1 protein-coding gene is annotated in these 563 nt (G+C 43.7%); it reads right to left on the minus strand.

The window, feature by feature from the left end; genetic code table 11:
• The coding region (locus AB4496_RS04120) for a HAMP domain-containing protein (protein WP_372130619.1) at window positions 1–563 on the minus strand (563 nt) is incomplete at both ends.

Here is a 563-nt window from a genome sequence, read left to right on the forward strand (position 1 = left end):
CGTTTGCTGCTGTGCTCTCAAGTTGATTCACGGCAGAAGCAACTTGTTCCACTTCTTGCTTCTCTTGGTCTGAGTTCGCACTTGATTGTGTCATTACAGCAGCTAGTTCAGTCGACGCTGACGCAACTTCTATGCTGATTCGAGACAGTGAACTTACCGTGTCACGCAATTGCTCAACGGATTTGTTTACGTCTTGCGCAAGACGTGAGATCTCATTGTCTCCATGTTCTTCGGCTTTTACTAGCAGGTTACCTTTTGCTACTTCGCGCATGGTTGCCTGAATATTGTTGATTGGTTTAACAATGATGCCAGCCAGTGTCCAGCTAATAACAAGAGCAATAGATAGAATCACTAGAAGCCCAATAGTTGCAGTATTTAGGGTGCTAGTGTGTTGCTGACCATTGGTATGGACTTGTTGAGTCGCAAGCAAGTTTAGCTTTTTAGAAAGACTGTCGATTGCTTTTACCATTTCATTACCAGCATGGCGGTATTGGTCAATTGCCGTTTGGTAACGAGTATCAAAGTCAGAAGTTAGCACTGAATTACCGTGTTTTGCCTTTAAC

Origin of the sequence: Vibrio sp. 10N.222.46.A1 (assembly GCF_041473595.1) — a bacterium.
GTDB classification, from domain to species: domain Bacteria; phylum Pseudomonadota; class Gammaproteobacteria; order Enterobacterales; family Vibrionaceae; genus Vibrio; species Vibrio tasmaniensis_A.